The sequence below is a fragment of the Pseudovibrio sp. Ad26 genome, assembly GCF_001623285.1.
In the GTDB taxonomy this organism is placed as follows: Bacteria; Pseudomonadota; Alphaproteobacteria; order Rhizobiales; family Stappiaceae; genus Pseudovibrio; species Pseudovibrio ascidiaceicola.
In genome coordinates this window covers 21,888-37,130 of sequence record NZ_LMCE01000050.1, presented here as the reverse complement: position 1 = coordinate 37,130, position 15,243 = coordinate 21,888, and the positions used below count along the sequence as shown (strand labels likewise).

15 protein-coding genes are annotated in these 15,243 nt (G+C 52.9%); 6 read left to right on the top strand and 9 right to left on the bottom strand.

What is annotated here, in order from left to right:
* Positions 1–61: 61 nt before the first annotated feature.
* From PsAD26_RS11310 to PsAD26_RS11300, 3 genes are all read right to left on the bottom strand, one after another.
* Positions 62–700 carry a VOC family protein gene (locus PsAD26_RS11310; protein WP_063310499.1) on the bottom strand — a complete coding sequence of 213 codons (639 nt, stop codon included), beginning with the start codon at positions 698–700 and terminating at the stop codon, positions 62–64.
* Between the two features lie 222 nt (positions 701–922).
* Positions 923–1,393 carry a DUF3592 domain-containing protein gene (locus PsAD26_RS11305; protein ID WP_208985640.1) on the bottom strand — a complete coding sequence of 157 codons (471 nt, stop codon included), beginning with the start codon at positions 1,391–1,393 and terminating at the stop codon, positions 923–925.
* A 51-nt stretch (positions 1,394–1,444) separates the two neighbouring features.
* Positions 1,445–1,888 carry a MarR family winged helix-turn-helix transcriptional regulator gene (locus PsAD26_RS11300; protein WP_063310497.1) on the bottom strand — a complete coding sequence of 148 codons (444 nt, stop codon included), beginning with the start codon at positions 1,886–1,888 and terminating at the stop codon, positions 1,445–1,447.
* Positions 1,889–2,011: 123 nt separating this feature from the next.
* On the opposite strand from PsAD26_RS11300, the gene PsAD26_RS11295 reads away from it, so the two are divergent.
* A complete protein-coding gene (locus PsAD26_RS11295) occupies positions 2,012–3,127 on the top strand; it encodes an FAD-dependent oxidoreductase (protein WP_063310496.1) in 1,116 nt (371 codons plus the stop codon).
* 10 nt (positions 3,128–3,137) lie between these two features.
* A complete protein-coding gene (locus PsAD26_RS11290) occupies positions 3,138–3,776 on the top strand; it encodes an NAD(P)H-binding protein (protein WP_063310495.1) in 639 nt (212 codons plus the stop codon).
* Between the two features lie 21 nt (positions 3,777–3,797).
* On the opposite strand, the gene PsAD26_RS11285 is transcribed toward PsAD26_RS11290, so the two are convergent.
* Positions 3,798–4,832: an NAD-dependent epimerase/dehydratase family protein gene (locus tag PsAD26_RS11285; RefSeq protein ID WP_063310494.1), complete on the bottom strand. Its 1,035-nt coding sequence runs from the start codon at positions 4,830–4,832 to the stop codon at positions 3,798–3,800.
* A 287-nt stretch (positions 4,833–5,119) separates the two neighbouring features.
* Between PsAD26_RS11285 and PsAD26_RS11280 the strand changes: the two genes are divergently transcribed.
* From PsAD26_RS11280 to PsAD26_RS11270, 3 genes are all read left to right on the top strand, one after another.
* The gene (locus PsAD26_RS11280; protein ID WP_084403644.1) at positions 5,120–6,277 is read left to right on the top strand and encodes an RNA ligase RtcB family protein; all 1,158 of its coding nucleotides are present in this window, start codon (positions 5,120–5,122) and stop codon (positions 6,275–6,277) included.
* Positions 6,274–6,912 carry a peptide chain release factor H gene (gene prfH, locus PsAD26_RS11275; RefSeq protein ID WP_063310493.1) on the top strand — a complete coding sequence of 213 codons (639 nt, stop codon included), beginning with the start codon at positions 6,274–6,276 and terminating at the stop codon, positions 6,910–6,912. The genes PsAD26_RS11280 and prfH overlap by 4 nt, the downstream gene beginning before the upstream one ends.
* Positions 6,913–6,985: 73 nt before the next feature.
* Positions 6,986–7,396, top strand: coding sequence for an NUDIX domain-containing protein (locus PsAD26_RS11270; protein WP_063310492.1), 411 nt, complete (start codon positions 6,986–6,988; stop codon positions 7,394–7,396).
* A gap of 15 nt (positions 7,397–7,411) precedes the next feature.
* On the opposite strand, the gene PsAD26_RS11265 is transcribed toward PsAD26_RS11270, so the two are convergent.
* Positions 7,412–7,648 (bottom strand): DUF2061 domain-containing protein, encoded by a 237-nt coding sequence (locus tag PsAD26_RS11265; protein WP_063296718.1) that lies wholly within the window; start codon positions 7,646–7,648, stop codon positions 7,412–7,414.
* 126 nt (positions 7,649–7,774) lie between these two features.
* Between PsAD26_RS11265 and PsAD26_RS11260 the strand changes: the two genes are divergently transcribed.
* Positions 7,775–8,614 (top strand): helix-turn-helix transcriptional regulator, encoded by an 840-nt coding sequence (locus PsAD26_RS11260; protein ID WP_063310491.1) that lies wholly within the window; start codon positions 7,775–7,777, stop codon positions 8,612–8,614.
* Here the strand turns inward: PsAD26_RS11260 and PsAD26_RS11255 are convergent.
* The 4 genes from PsAD26_RS11255 to PsAD26_RS11240 form a co-directional block, all read right to left on the bottom strand.
* Positions 8,590–8,985 carry a hypothetical protein gene (locus PsAD26_RS11255; RefSeq protein WP_208985639.1) on the bottom strand — a complete coding sequence of 132 codons (396 nt, stop codon included), beginning with the start codon at positions 8,983–8,985 and terminating at the stop codon, positions 8,590–8,592. The two genes, PsAD26_RS11260 and PsAD26_RS11255, sit on opposite strands and share 25 nt — an antisense overlap.
* A 195-nt stretch (positions 8,986–9,180) precedes the next feature.
* Complete coding sequence (locus tag PsAD26_RS11250) at positions 9,181–10,593, bottom strand: MATE family efflux transporter (RefSeq protein ID WP_063310490.1); 1,413 nt, start codon at positions 10,591–10,593, stop codon at positions 9,181–9,183.
* 241 nt (positions 10,594–10,834) lie between these two features.
* Positions 10,835–13,141 (bottom strand): nitric-oxide reductase large subunit, encoded by a 2,307-nt coding sequence (locus PsAD26_RS11245; RefSeq protein WP_063310489.1) that lies wholly within the window; start codon positions 13,139–13,141, stop codon positions 10,835–10,837.
* A gap of 98 nt (positions 13,142–13,239) precedes the next feature.
* Positions 13,240–14,940, bottom strand: a complete 1,701-nt coding sequence (locus PsAD26_RS11240) for a Na/Pi cotransporter family protein (protein ID WP_063310488.1) — start codon at positions 14,938–14,940, stop codon at positions 13,240–13,242.
* Between the last annotated feature and the right edge of the window lie 303 nt (positions 14,941–15,243).

The window sequence follows — 15,243 nt, the reverse complement described above, 5'->3', positions numbered from 1 at the left end:
TTGATCAATTGGTAAAAGTATTAATTGGTGTAATTATTAATGGAAGCTGGGGGAGTTCTGCTCACGTTAACTCCCTCAACTCTTCTAATATGCAGATCTTGGCCGAGTATCTGATAGTAGGGCCATAAATAACTTCAATTGGAAAGTTGATTGCGAGGTCGCGATAAAGCGTTCTTATGGCTTCTGGTTCAGGATGCACTAGCGTAAACGCCTCAAGTCTTGCGCCCAGGTCCGGAATGTCTGAGGAGGACTCAGACACGCCGTAGCGGTCAATCAGGGAAGGTGCAGCGCCCTCCAGCGGGAGGCTTCCATCTTTGGCAATCGAAAAGGCAAACTCAGGACCGTCTTGAGGTAGAGGAACATGCTCTCCAAAGATGTTGGGGTGTTTGGTGATGACGGAGTCAATTGATTCCACGCCAGCAACCCAGCCCCTCAAACGCTGTCCGGTGTTCCAATCGGCTTTGACGGTCTCCTGACTATCCAGACCAAACCACCGTGCACGATTGGGAGCAGGGCAGGCTGGATCAAGTGCAACGATTTCAAGATAGATCGCTCCACCGAGCTGGAGGCGATGATTGTGTGTTCCCATGTAATCATGACAAACGCCAAAAGGAACCTGAAGACCAAGGCAGTCTTCAACGTGCTTTACGCCATCACTTAAGGTCGGCGCAATCACCGTGATGTGGTCAAATTTTAACATGCTTCGAGGCTCTGAAAAGTTACGGTAGGTCTTAGGATTATCATCGCACACCGCGGATGGGGTGCCGTTGCCACGGGGGAAAGTGTGGCTTGGGGATGTGTAACAGTTTGGAACACCTTGGCGGATGTGTCCAGTGCTAGCGGTAGATACATATGTTTAGAGGTTCTGTCGCTGTTGGACTTGAGAGACCTAAACTGGATACGAGACAAACTGGCAGATGATCTACAGCGCCGAGAGGATAAGCGCTACGGGTCCAAAACTCATCATGAAAACCAAGGCCATTTGCTTCCATCCGGGAGCAACCAGGTAGGCCTTTTGCGGCTTACCGGGATGGTAGAACACTGTTACCTCTGAGTTGTCGTGGTGATCTATGTAGCGGAGCTGCCATTTCAACAATGCCCGCAGATTATAGGATACTTGGACGTGCCAGACGTTAATCCTATTGTTTTCATAGGGCACACCATTAACGGAGTAGCTGTAAAGCACCTTCGCTCTGTAATTGGTTCCATCATCTGAACCACCACCCCAGCCATGGACAGATTCTTCATGCAGTTTACCGATGACACTTGGCCATTTGCTTATCCGGTACATGTATATCAACGAGTACACGCCCATTAGTGCGAAGTATCCGGCGGCTGTCAGTAAAATCGTATCACGGTCGCCTGCAGCAAGAAGTTCAAAATACTCAGTCATATGCATAGGTTAAGTTGAAAACTGTTTGTTGCCAAGATGGCAGGGAAACTCTTAACCCTCAGCAGATGGGCAAGCCCCGCAGGAGCCGGCAATAATCGACTTTTGCTTTAGCACGTCCAGAATCTTCTCAAAATCTTCCTGCTCAAGACCGGATTGCTCTTCAATGACTTTTGAAATGTGTTTGATGGTCTGAGTGCGCAGCGCTTGCCCCTTGTCTGTGAGAGCGACCTCGATCGCACGGCGGTCTTCTGCTGAGCGTTGGCGTTGGAGCAGGCTCAGTTTCTCGAACTTATCAACCAGCACAGTCACGTTGGAGGGCAGGCAGAACAGCAGGTCCGCGAGTTTGCCCATGCGCACCGGTTCGCCCAGATGCAGCAGCATATTGGTTTCTGTAGGGGTGAGCTTATCAGCATATTCCGAGTAGGATTTATGGATACGTCCCAAAATTTCCTGAAACTGGAAAAGCACAAGCATGCTTGCCGGTAAGTCTTTCATTTCATTCACGTCCTCAAGTCTGCAGGTGGCGTCATATCAGGTTTGCTTTAAAAAAGTAATATTTATAATATTGAACTATTTAATCATTGTAGTATATAAGGCGCAACAGAATGGAGTAAAGACATGTCCAAGTCAGTTGTAATTTATGGCGGTGGAATTGCAGGGGCGGCTCTTGCAACCCAGCTTGCAAAGCACGCTAATGTGAAGCTTGTTAGCTCGCTTGATTATTTCGAAGTGCCCATGGCTATGCCGCGCGTTGCCGTTCAACCAGATTACGCTCATCAGGCAGTCATGCCATTTCAGTCTTTTTTGAAGGGCGTGGATTTCATTCACGGCAAGCTGGAGCGGTTTACCGGAGAGACAGGGCACGTCGTTGGTGTCGATGGCGCTGAACATACGTTGGAGGCTGATATCTCCATTCTGGCAACAGGTAGTCGGTATCCCTCAGAGCTGATCCGCCCGACCTCCGGCTCTACGAGTGAGCGGCACGCTGCGTTCAAATCGACCCATGGTGCGATTGAATCTGCACAGAAAATTTTGCTCGTGGGCGGTGGCCCTGTTGGCATTGAGATGGCGGGCGAGATCACCGAACGTTTCCCGCAAAAATCTGTTGTTCTGGTCGAATCCAGCGGTGAAGTTCTCAAAGGCACCTCTCGTAAGACAGCAAAACATGCGATCAAGGTGCTGCAGCAGCGAGGGGTAACGTTCATGCTGGGCGAGCGCGTTCTCTCACCAGCACCTTCTGCCTCACAGAATGCAGAGGCCGGGCAGGCCAAACTCTCCAGCGGTGCTGTGGTTGAGTACGACCTGATCATCTGGTGCGTGGGCGGCAAACCCAACACGGACTATATGCAACAGGACCTGTCTCATCTGCTCGACGCGCGGGGCTACATTGCTGTTGATGAAACATTCCGGATGAAGGGCCAGAGCAATGTGTTTGTCTTGGGCGATATTGCCGGGATCAATGAGGTGAAGAAGGCCCTGTATGTGCGCGGTCACGTTAAGACTGTTGCTCACAACGTCCTGCAACTTCTGAAGAACCCGCAGGCCAAGCTGAAGAGCTATAAACCGAAAACCAACGATAATATGATGGTCGTGACCCTTGGCAGCCAGACAGGTGTCTCTGATGTGCCGCCAATCGGCACTGTGAAAGCCAGCTGGTTTACACGCATGGCAAAAGCAAAGACCATGCTGGTGCCCATGTACCGCAAGGCGCTTGGCGCTTCTGCCAAGGTGTGAAGGCATTACCATGAAACTGGGAATACTGGGCGCTTCCGGTTTTGTAGGCCGGGAGCTGTGTAAGGCTGCGTTGGTGCAAGGGTACGAGGTGAGAGCGCTGGTGCGCAGCGCTCGCTCAGCAGAGCAGGTGCCCGAAGGCGTTGATGTGATCTTTGGTGATTACTTCAGCGCGGCCAGCGTGCGAGAGCTGGTTGATGATGTGGATGCCGTGCTCACCACCATAGGCCCACCAGAAACACGGCGCTCACCTCTGAGACCTGCTGATTTTGAAAGAGCGATGCTCCAGCTCGTTGATGCAATGCAAGATGCCGGTGTTGAACGAGTGGTTCATCTGGCAAGCACAGGCACACGATATAGAAATGAACCACTGACTTTCAGCCGCAAATTGATGCGTACGATCCTGAGCGTTGTTGCACCGGTGGTCATTCCGGCAAAAGAGACCGAGTTGCGAGTGCTGGCGGGATCCGGTCTCAACTGGACATCCATCCGCCCGCCGCTCATCGCTTCAGGCGTGAAGGGCCAATTGCACACGAATGAAACCGTGGCCCAGGGCTTTCGCGTGGATGTAAACCAGCTCAGTGTATTCATGTTGCAGACCCTGCAAGAGGAACGCTGGTTCAAGACCGCACCGTTTGTGGGAACCCGATAAACGGTGCAGCCAGATGAATGTTCAGCTCACCACGTGTTGTTGAAGCAGTGCGGCTTCTTGCTCTTCTGTCAAACCGCACTTCAGAGCTGTATCACGCCGGGTACGATCCCATGCCAGCAGTGGGCCAAGTGTTTCGCTGAGCGGGCGGCAGGTTAAACCGGCTGCCTCTGCTTGGGAGGTGTCCACGTTCATGAAGTGTGCGTAGTCTGGAAGGGACGGCATCATGACGGGCAGATCGGTCCACGGCTGAATACCTGCGTCAATGATGTGCTCTTCTTCCACCCAGTGCAGTCGGGCAGGGGAGCCAGCTTCTGAAATGATGTCCTTCAGCAGATCACCTAGTTGAAACGGAGAGCTGGTGACATTCCAGATGCCTCCGCGTTTGGTCTCAGCACAGGCCAGCGCGAAATCAGCCACATCCCGGACGTCAATCATCTGCACCTGCCTTGATGATGGAGCAGGAGCTGGGACAGCTGGGTTTTGCGATGTGCCTTGGTCGATGCGGCGGATCCACCAGGTCAGCCGGTCCGTGTAGTCGCCAGCACCAACCAGCAGGCCCACCCGCAAGGACGTGGCCCGCTCGCCAAGAACCTCTTCCGCAGCAAGCTCACATGCCCGTTTGAGCACACCATACGAAGCACCATAGGAGGTTGCTGAACTGCGTTCTGCGGGGGAGAGACTTCGAGAGATTGCCAGATCATCTTCGGTGGCATTCGGGACCGGGTCTTGTTCATTCAGGCGCGATTTCGCAAATGTGCCATAGGCTGAAATTGAGGAGATGAACACATAGCGCTGCAATTGGTCTCCCAGTGGTTCCAGCAGGCTGCGCACTGCGTCCGGTGAAAAGGCGCATGTGTCAAAGACCCAATCAAACTTGTGCTGCTTCAAAACACTCAAATCACCATATCGGTCTGCTGCAATGGCCTCTACGCCATCTGGTAAAGATCGTTTGGTCGTTCCACGCACCAGCACAGCAACCTGATGCCCTGCACCGACGAGTGCATCCGTTATGGCTCCACCCAGAAACCCAGTTCCACCAACGACCAAAACCCGCATGACTGTCTCCCCTTGCTTGCACAGTACCCTAGACATCTTGGTGTTGTTGTCCAGCCACGGTGACTGGTGTGATTGGGATAGTCACATTGACGTTGCAGCGTCTGTCTGTTATCTCCCCAGCCCTCAGCTGCAGCAATTGGTGCGCAGCACAGTTTGGAGCGAACCATGTCTTTCCGCGTTTCGCCCTTCAAAGGGCACTGATCCTTCTCAGAGCCAGCGCTAGCGGCCTTTAGGATCTTCTTTCGAGCAACGCTCGAAGATACTTTCAAGAACTATAGGCCATTTTCATGGGCAATTTACGCTTGGATTGCGCGACCCGCGCTGCCAGTGCGCCTGCGCCAATCCATAAATTCTATGGGACTTCTGCCTGGATCCTAGGGGATGCAGAGGTTCAACTTAACAAACTTGCTGAGCTTGAAGCGGTTAAACAGATCGCGGCATTTCCTGATTTGCATCCCGGCCCGGTCGGTGTCGCAATTCTGTCTGACCGTGTGCATCCGCACATGATCGGCAATGATATTGGCTGCGGCATGACCGTGTTCCGCACCTCGCTCAGTGCTCACAAACTAAAGCCGCAGAAACTGGCGGATCGCCTGCGTGCGCTTCAGGATCATTCTGATCTGGAAGAAGGGCAGGCGCATCTGCGGGCTGCCGGTTTGCCAGAGGATCTGGCTCCCCATGCCATCGGTACGATTAGCGGTGGCAATCACTTCTGCGAGGTGCAGGTTCTGGCAGAAACGCCAGATCCGGACCTTGCCGCTAAAGCCGGTATTGCGAAAGGCGACGTACTGCTCTTCGTGCATTCCGGTTCTCGTTCCTTCGGAGCTGGCATCTTTGATGATTATGCGGCGCTTGGTCCGGAAGGGATGGCAGCTCAGGATGAGCGCGCTCACGACTACCTCAAAATGCACGACCTTGCTGTGCGATGGGCCAGCTTAAACCGCAAAGTGATTGCAGAGCGAGCAGCTGCGTCGCTGCGCTGTGATGTGGAGCTGGTGGTGGACAGCAGCCACAACCTCATTGAGCGCTATGGCGATGCGTTCCTTCACCGCAAAGGCGCAGCCAAAGCGGATGTAGATCTGGTGCCGCTAGCAGGCTCCAGAGATGCAAAGAGCTTTTTGCTGAAACCAACCGGCAACAAACCGGAGGCGCTGTCCTCATTGGCGCATGGAGCAGGGCGCAAATACGACCGCGCGTCCATGCATGGGCGTATCGCGAAACAGAAGTCCGTTCGCAATGCTTTGGCGCGTACGTCTTACGGCGGGCGCGTTGTGTGCGAGGATAAACAGCTCCTGGTGGAAGAAGCTCCGCAGGCCTACAAAAACTCAGAGGATGTCTTAAGCCAACTGGTTGAGGCAGAGCTTGCCACGTGCGTTGGGGTGATGACGCCTGTTGTTACGTTCAAGACAGCGCGTGGCGCGGATGAGCGGAGGGGCAAACGATGACACAGAACGCATCTTTGCGCTTGCTGGTGACATCTGGAGACGGGCCTGCGGAATGCAGGCTCGCACTTCGCCATACCCTCAGCACCATGGAAAAAGCAGCCCAAAAGCTCGGACTCTCAATCGTGTGTGATCCTGAACAGTACGGGCCGTCTGTTGATGTGGCGTCTGTTGAGGTCACACTCTCAGGCAGCGGCAAGGAGGCTTTTGCCAGATCATGGTATGGCACTATCAAGTGGACATGCCAGAGTCCGTTTCGCCCCATCCACAAACGGCAGAACTGGTTCATTGGCGTGTTTGAGTTGCCATCCCTGACGGAGGACCGCGGAGAACTGAAACAGGAAGAACTTCAGTTTGAGACTTTGCGCGTTGGTGGCCCGGGCGGCCAACACCAGAACAAGACTGAAAGCGCGGTGCGTGTGACCCACGTGCCGACAGGTCTCGCTGTGGTGGCAAGAGATGAGCGCTCGCAACATCGCAACAAGCAACTCGCTGTTCAGCGCTTGCAGGAGAAAATTGCAGGTCTTTCTGTGACAGAAAAGGACCACCTGCGGAAAACACAGCGACAGCTTCATCATGAACTAGAACGTGGAAATCCTGTGCGCTGCTTTAAAGGTGCACGATTTAAGGAGATTTGATGTGAACAGCCACGAAGTGCCTCTTTAAGATAGCACTTCGTGGTTCAGATTCGGGTTTAAGGGAGGCTCTTGGATGACTGATATTGTGAATGGGCTGCTGCTGCGAAACAACCATGTCCTTATGGGGCTTCGGTCCCCGGCCCGGCGGAATTTCCCGGGCGTTTGGAGTTTCCCCGGTGGTCATGTTGAAGCCGGGGAGGAGCTGGAAGCGGCCCTTTTGCGGGAACTGAAAGAGGAAGTGGACATTAAAGCAGAAGCCTTTGCCAAGTTCACTGAGTTCAGAACTCAAGTTAACGATCAGCATGATACAACTGTCTTTCATCTGTTCACTGTGACCCAGTGGCAAGGTGACACAAAGAACCTTGGCGATGAGCATACTGAACTGCGATGGGTGGATTTTCAGGAGGCTGTCGGCCTGCCCGACCTTGCGTTTCCTGAGTATGGAGAGGTCTTTGGCGTGCTAAGAGGACGAGGGGAGTTGTGAGACAGCTCCAATAGATTAACTCTGCGTTTTCTGCTGTGTGTCTGCACCGGCAATTTTGCGGCCCCACTTGATGTTGGACCAAACCATTTCATGCAAAAAGTAGAAGATGAAGCCAAGGGTTGAGCTGACGATGGCAATGCCGCCACCGAGCGTGACGGAGCCCGTAAAAATAAATCCGATCAACGTCATAGTGAAAAGTCCCATGACTTGCCAGGTAACTGATTTTGTAAAAATGCGTGATGCAGAGTCCATATAAGATGTCCAGGTAAGAATGTAATTCCTCCTCTCGTTGCTACCGGAAAAAATGCGGATTGGACATTTGGTATATTAGCTGCAATAAATTCATTTTGTTGATTATAATCTGCAATGGTGAATTTGATGGACAAGCGCGACAGAGCTACTTTGTTTCGAAACCGGTTATTCGAAGCGATGGCAGAGGCAGATGTGACGCGCAGCCAGCTGGCTCGCAATGCCGGTGTTGATCGCTCTACCGTTGGCCAATTGCTGAACAACGAAAATCCGCGGTTGCCCAACGGCCAGCTGCTGGCTGATCTGGCAGCATCGCTCGGGGTGAGTGCGGATTGGCTGTTGGGGCTCACCAACAGGCCGGAGCGCCCGGGAGATATCATTGCCGCTGCGATGGCTTTGAGCCCGGCAGAGCGATCCTCCGTTGATGAGCAGATCCTCAATTGGCACAAAGAAGCGACTGGGCTGAAAGTACGCCACGTACCTGCCACTCTGCCCGACATTTTAAAAACAGATCGTATGTTGGCGTGGGAGTATGCCTCGTTTCGCGGGTTGGATCCTGAAGAGGTGGTAGGGTCAATTAGCGGACAACTGGATTGGTTGCGTTCTCGTCAGTCTGACTATGAAATCGCCATCCCGCTTCATGAGATACAAGCCTGTGCGCAGGGCATTGGTTATTACGCTCACCTGGATAAGGAAACGCGGGTTGAGCAGTTGAAATTCGTGGCAGACACCTGCCGTCAGATGTTCCCACGACTACGCCTGTTCCTGTTCGATGCGCACAAGGTCTTCAGTGCACCGATTACCATCTTCGGCCCTAATCTGGCGGTGGTGTATGTCGGGCAATGCTATTTGGCATTCCGTGAAGCAGAAAGGGTCAGTTCGCTTACCGACCATTTCGATTGGCTGGTCCGCGAGGCCTCCGTGGATGCCAGAGATGTGGCAGATTATGTGGAGACACTTCTGCGATAGGATTTTGCTGGCGGTTGGTTGCCGATCTGATCTGCTGCGACAGGACGAACTATGTGCAGGGCTCCGCCAACGAGATCAATCGCAGCGAACATCAGCAGGATGGGATGATGCGTCAGAGCAAATGCCGAGACCAAGGAAGCGGCGAAGAAGAACCTTAGAAAGCCCTCATATCTGCCGATGGAAAACGACATGTTGCGCCATCGCCAGACGGCCCAACCTGCACCCAGAACGCCCAGCATTTGCCCAAATAGCAAGTGAATTGGCAAGAAGGTGGGCCAGGCTTGCCCGCCGAGCACCACATTGAAATAGCTTAAGGTTTCAAGGTGAGCGTTATTGAGGAATGGAATTGCAAAGGGAGTCAATGCCAACATATCATAAATGCAAAAGAGCTTGAAAATACGCCGATAATTGGTGTGTGATAACATAGTGAACTCCGCCTGCACTCTGTGGATTTGAAGAGAATAGAACGCGCATTACAGTGCGTTGAAAGCAGCCTAAAACGAACTGCGCCCATTCTTCCAGTGCTGGAGAAATATAAATTAGAAAAATCTAATATTAATTGTAGATTAAGTGACCTCTGTTCTCTTAATATCATTTTCCCACACTGGCTCCGGCAGATTGTGCTCTTTCAGACAGGAAAAGATCTTGGCTGTGAACAGCAGGCCGAGACCCAATTCGAATGTGCTGAGTGAGATCCAGATGAGTTGAAGCGCGCCTTCCTCAATGCTCCAGTTGTAAGCAATCAGATAGGAAGCCGGGACGCTGCCAAACCACATGGTGAGAATGCGGGTTTTGAAGACAAATGTGTTTTGGTGAAAGCTTTGCAGTATGCCGCTGGCGATGAAGGAAACAGCGAAAGCCACCGCATAATACCAAATGTGCGAGGTGACGGAGATCGACAGCTCGAAGATATCCTGCCCGTAGTTGCCAAGTGAAAACAGAGAGGTGATCTCTCGGTCAAAACTTTGCAACAGCACTGTCACGACTGCCACGTAGGAAAACGCTACGAACAGGGAAGCGCTCGCTATCTTTGGGATGCGCTCAAACTGATTGCGGCCAATGGCTTGTGAGGAAAGGATTGTTGCACCATTGGCAATACCGATCACAGGAATGATGCCGACGTAGTTGAGAATGACGTTGAAGTTGTTGGCCGCCAGTGCGGTGGCTCCCACCATGGAAACGGCCCAGATGATGGCAGTGTTGCCAATTTCATCCGTGCTGTCATGAGCGCCCAAAGGAACGCCGCGTTTGAAAAGCGCGAGAACCTCAAAAGCACGGCGTGACTTGGTGATCAACACCTTCGCCTCATTCAAAGCAGCATCGCGTAGGGCTTGTGGTGTCTGGGTGAGGTAAACGACCAATACAGCAAGGGAGCCGAGCACTGTGCCGATAGCCGAACCCGCCATACCAAGCTCAGGGAATCCATAGAGCCCGAACACCAACACATAGGTCATGGGCAAGGACACCAGTTGACCTGCAATACTGGCTTTGAAGATGAGCCGTGTGTTGCCGATAGCACCGAAATAGCAACTCGCTGCTCCGTCAAGGATCATGATGGACCCAAACAGCATAGCCCAGCTGAGATAGATATTTTCCAGTGCAATGATTTCGCCTGAGCGACCACTGAATTGCGACAGGTTCATGAGCAAAGGCAGAGTGAGGTTGAGACCTAGCACACACAGGATTGCGACGGCGAACAGCCTGCCACCCATTTTGTGTGCCTCTTTTATGCCGCTGCGGGCATAAGCTTCAGCGATGACCGATCGGCCAATCTGGGTAACACCGGAGAAGAAGGAGATTGCAGACATGCCCATGAAGACCGCCGGGCCAGAGGCCGTGAGGGTCTGTTCGGAATAGGCGGCGAGACACAGTCGGTCTACGATCATCATCAGAGTTCTGCCGGACATGGCCAGCATCAAAGGACCTGAAATGCGCAGAACCCGCGTCAGTTCATGATGGAACAGCGGAAATCTAAGCAACTAAGAAATGTACCTTACGGAAATAAAACTAAAAATCGTAGCCAGTATATATAGCTCTTTCTAGTTGTAGATACACTTTTACGCAATGCACATGGCTATACACATGAATGAAAGTATGTGTTGCCGGTCCGCCACAAACGGCATTGGCCGCTACGTTTTCAGGCCTCGCTGGCTAATGAAGCGAGGCCTGTTCTTGACGGTTTTGTAAGCACTTGCTCAGTGTGGAAGTGCACTTCACACCTTAAGCCTCTGCCGCCTGTTCTTTTTCGTTTACTGGCTGGCCGAAGTAAGCGCGATACATGAACATGACGATGGAAAAGATACCCCAGCTAAAAACAATATCTCCAGGCACACGTGCCCAGACCAATGCAGTCATAACCGGTCCGTGGATCGTTTCTGGTGCACGGGCAAGCCAATAACTCTCAGTAAAGCTGATGTAAGCTTGATAGATTCCCTGCGGAATCAGCGAGAGTCCGAGCATCATGGCAAGGCCGATATTGAGCCCCCAGAATGCTTGTTGCAGCCACTTGTCACTCCAACGATTGTTGGGAATGAGCGAGCGCAGGCAGAACAACATGAGGCCGATTCCAAGCAGCCCGTACACACCAAACATGGCGGCGTGGCCGTGGGCCGGTGTAGAGTTGAGCCCTTGCATATAATAGAGCGCCAGCGGCGGGTTGATGAAGAAGCCGAGCAGACCCGCACCAACCAGATTCCAGAACAGAACCGAGGCGAAGAAGTTGAGCGGCCACTTATAATGGTTGATCCATTGAGTGTTCTGTTCCAGCTTGTGTGTCTGATAGGCCTCAAAGCCGATGACCAGCAGAGGAACGACCTCCAGCGCTGAGAACACTGCCCCAAGCGCCAACACGCCAATAGGTGTACCGCTCCAATACAGGTGGTGGAACGTGCCAAGCACCCCCCCAGACATGAAGATGATGGTGGCAAAGATGACGGCAACAGCCGCTGTTGAGCTGCGCAACAGCTTGAGGTTCACGAATATGAGCGCAATGATGGCTGTCGCGAACACCTCGAAGACACCCTCAACCCACAAATGCACAACCCACCAGCGCCAGTATTCCATGACGCTGATATGCGTGTTTTGCCCCCAGAACAGACCTGCGCCATAGAGCAAGCCGATGGCTGTGGCTGACAACAGCGTCAAGGCGATGAGGCTCCGGTTATGTCCACCCTTGAGGGCTGGGTAAAGCGCGCGCAGGACGAGCACCAACCAGAGCAGAAGGCCGATGAAGAGGAAGATCTGCCAGAAACGGCCCAGATCAACATACTCATAGCCCTGATGGCCGAACCAGAAGTTCATGGTGCGGGAGAAGAACTGATTGACCCCGAGCCATTCACCGGCAAAGGAGCCCACCACGATAATGATGAGGCAGATCCAGAGGAAGTTAACACCTAGGGTTTGATAGGCTGGATCCTTGCCAGAAAGCAGTGGCGCCATGAACAGGCCGGTGCCCAGCCATGCAGTTGCGATCCAGAAGACTGCGAGTTGAGTATGCCAAGTGCGAGAAATGGAGTAAGGGATGAATTCTGCCAGCGGGATGCCGTAAAGATCCTGACCTTCAACAGCGTAGTGAGCGGTGAGAATCCCCAGTGCCACCTGCGCAACCATCAGACCCACAACCACCCAGAAGTATTTGGCTGTTGCCCGCATGGATGAGGTTAGTTTTACATTCGCCAGCGGATTTTTTGATGCGGCACCGCCTTCCGGCACAATGCGCTCGCGCCATAAATCATATTGGCGCACGTAGTAAAAACACAGAGCGCCTGCACAGCCGAGCAACAGCAGGATGCTGACAATGGTCCAGATGAAGGCTGCTCCGCTTGGCTGATTGCCGACCAATGGTTCATGCGGCCAGTTGCTGGTGTAGGAGATTGTATCCTCTGGCCGGTTGGTGACGGAACTCCAGGAGGTCCAGAAGAAGAAAGCGGAGAGTTTTTGGGCTTGTTCGGGAGTGATCAGGATGTTGGGGGGGAAAGCGTAATCGTCGCGTAGATTTTGTCCGTCTATGTTGTCATAGGACGCGAATAATCTGGTGAAGTGGTCCTCCACCCTCCTGACAGCAATTGCCCGATCATCTGAAATTGTGATGGTCTCATTGGCTGGATTGTAGCGGTTGCGCCGCATTTCGTCTTCAATAAGCACTTGAAGGAAGGCGCGCTGCTCATCACTTGGTGGTGTGTAGCCGGAACCAACCCGGGCGCGGTGATAAACATCGAGCAGTGCCAGTGCTTCGCGGTGCAGCCAATCGGTGGACCAGTCTGGCGCGACATAACTGCCATGCCCCCAAACGCTGCCTTGCTGCATGCCCCCCAGAGACTGCCAGACATTCTGCCCTTCTTCGATATCATCTTTCGTGTAGATGATATCGCCATTATCTGAGACCACCATCTCCGGGATCGGTGGTTTCAAGCGATAAATTTCAGCGCCGAAGAAGAGCAAAACGCCAAAGGCGAGGACCATGCCAACGCCGAGGAGTATCCAAAGCCGTTTGAGTGAAAAGGTTACATCATAGTCCTTGTCAAACATGCTTGTAGCTCCTGACCTCGGGGAAACACTGGCTTGCGTTTCAAGTCAGAGTATCAATCTGATTTCGGCCGTGCCTCCCTCAAAGTTAGGAGAGGCGCTTATGTGCCCACTGGTACGGCGCTAACCGGGTTTTTCTGTGGCTCATTGGTGAGCCTGCTGCGTAGTAGTTCGCCTTCCCCTTCAACAATCGGGTAGGCAACAGTGGTCAAAAGTGCGTTCAGGTACTTCAGATCGCTGATGGTTTCCAGATGAATGGAGCTTGTTGTCCGGCTGGATTGACGGTTCTGGCTCAGGCGGCGCAGGTGTGCATCGCGGCTCTTGTACTCCAGTTCACGCACAAGAACCTTGCGAGCAACCAGATCCCGTGCAAGTTCAACATCGCGAGTGATGAGCACTCGTAGAGAGAGTTGCAGGTTTTGCAACACAGCGGCGTGGAGGTCTTTGATCTCCTTCCAACCTTCCTGCGAGAACTCCTTGTTGAGGCCGGATTTTTTCTCCGCCAGTACCAGCAGGTTGCGCTGAACAACATCGCCCATCTGCTCCAGACAGACGCAGTAGTTCATCAGTTCCGTATACTTCTGGTAATCCTCGTCGCTCATGGACTTAGTGGTCACATCCGTCAGATACTCTTTGATGGAGCGATGCAGATCGTCGATCTCGTCATCCATCTTCATCAACCGTCTGGCTGTGTTTGCATCATCACCGCGAAACACCACCATCACACCGCGCAGCATGGCTTCCACCTTTTCGCTCATATGCAGCATTTCACGGGTAGCAGCGTTAAAGGCGAGGTCGGGGGTCTCCAGCAGCTTGCGGTCAAGCAGGCTGAGGCGCTCCATGACATCATCTTCCTCAGACTGGCCTGCGCTATCAGAGATGATGAGTTTGGTCAGGCGAGCGACAAGGCCAATGGTTGGAATGCCCAGCAGAACAACAGCAAGGTTGAACCCACTGTGGAAGTTTGCAATCGCGCGTGCCGGATCATCGCCCAGCATGTCGATGGTGAACACATCAAAGCGCATCAGCAGCAATGTGATCAACACACCGGCCACGCGGAAGATCATATTGCCAAGCGGTACACGGCGTACATCTGCACTATCGCTCATGGTAAGGACCAGTGGGATAATGCTGGAGCCAATGTTTGCACCTAAAATGAAGAGCAGAGCACCTTCCATTGGCAGTACGCCAGTGCTTGCCAATGTCATGATCATAAGAACCACTGCAACGGATGAATGCAGTAGCCAGGTCAGAGCCGCTGCTGTGATGATCGCAACAAACGGATCACCAATCAGCAGGTTCAGGATGACAGGCAGAGCTCCACTTTCACGCAGAGGCTCGGAGGCCATGCCGATGAAAGACAGTGCGATCAGCATCTGGCCCACGCCAATGATGATGCGGCCAGACTGGCGCATGGTGCGTGTGCTACCGCGGGAGAACAAGGCGCCACCAACAACAAGACAAACCGGGAGCAACCAGCTGAGGTCCAATGAGAGCACCTGAACGACCATGGTGGAGCCAAGGTCTGCGCCAAGCATGATGGCAAGACCAGCTGCCAGCGTAATAGAGCCTTTGCTGATAAACCCGCGCGCAAGAATGGCTGTGGCTGTTGCACTCTGCAAGATGATGGAGACTAAAAAGCCGGTTGTGAAGCTGGTGTAGCGGTTTTGGGAAGCCTGCTGCATCCAACCTTGGAATTTTTGACCAACTGCTCGCTCAACGCCTGTCCGGATCATTCTGGTTGCCCAAAATAATAGGGAAATGCCGGCAGCAAGGTGTAGAAGTATTTCAAAACTGCCCATCACAGCCTCCGGATTCAGCTCTCGCGGTTATTAATAGGAGGCTCACTTAAACGCAGTTGTCGTGATGCACGGCAAAGGTCTTTAAGCAGGAGTTGTCGGACTATCAGAATATGCGAGATCTCTCGCTTCCCCGTTTGGACGAGAAGGGAAGCAAGGGATCGCTCGCGTGCCTTGGGAGCTTTAGCGGATTCTTGAAATTGATCCGGCAACCAAATTAGCCACCTCAATGATTTAATAAATAACGTAAGACACTTATGCCAATAACTCAATATACTTAGCTCAATTATGGCGAGAATTTTGCGC